Source organism: Neisseria sp. HMSC064E01, assembly GCF_001808875.1.
Taxonomy (GTDB): Bacteria; Pseudomonadota; Gammaproteobacteria; order Burkholderiales; family Neisseriaceae; genus Neisseria; species Neisseria sicca_A.
In genome coordinates, this window is sequence record NZ_KV794881.1 from 25112 (window position 1) to 26047 (window position 936).

Genomic DNA, 936 nt, shown 5'->3' on the forward strand with positions numbered 1-936 from the left:
TACTGCACCATCGCCGAAATCGCCAAACAGCTCAACCGCCACAAAAGCACCATCAGCCGAGAAATCAAGCGGTACTGCATCCAAGGGCAGCAATACAGCGCCGATAAAGCCCAACGGCAAAGCCGGCTGACCAAACAGCACCGGCGAAAACCCTATAAACTCGATTCGCAGCTGATTCAACACATCGACACCCTTATCCGCCGCAAACTCAGTCCCGAACAAGTATGTGCCTACCTGCATAAACACCACGGGATCACACTCCATCACAGCACCATTTACCGCTACCTTCGCCAAGACAAAAGCAACGGCGGCACTTTGTGGCAACACCTCAGAATATGCAGCAAACCCTACCGCAAACGCTACGGCAGCACATGGACCAGAGGCAAAGTGCCCGACCGCGTCGGCATAGAAAACCGATCCGCCATCGTCGACCGGAAAACCCGCATCGGCGATTGGGAGGCCGACACCATCGTCGGCAAAAATCAGAAAAGCGCGTTATTGACCTTGGTCGAACGCACTACCCGCTACACCATCATCTGCAAATTAAAGAACTTAAAAGCCGAAGACACTGCCCTAGTGGCCATTAGGGTATTAAAGGCACATAAAGCCAGAGTGCACACCATCACCATGGACAACGGCAAAGAGTTCTACCAACACACCAAAATAGCCAAAGCATTAGCAGCGAAAACTTATTTTTGCCGCCCCTACCATTCTTGGGAGAAAGGGCTGAATGAAAACACCAACGGACTCATCCGACAATATTTCCCCAAACAAACCGATTTCCGAAACATCAGTGATCGGGAGATACGCAGAGTTCAAGATGAGTTGAACCACCGGCCAAGAAAAACACTTGGCTACGAAACGCCAAGTGTTTTATTCTTGAATCTGTTCAAACCACTGATACACTAGTGTTGCACTTGAAATCCGAATCCAAGG

1 protein-coding gene is annotated in these 936 nt (G+C 50.1%); it reads left to right on the forward strand.

What is annotated here, in order from left to right; translation table 11 throughout:
• Window positions 1-909 (forward strand): IS30 family transposase (locus HMPREF2572_RS01375; protein ID WP_083294112.1); only part of this gene is annotated, 909 nt, incomplete at its 5' end.
• Between the last annotated feature and the right edge of the window lie 27 nt (window positions 910-936).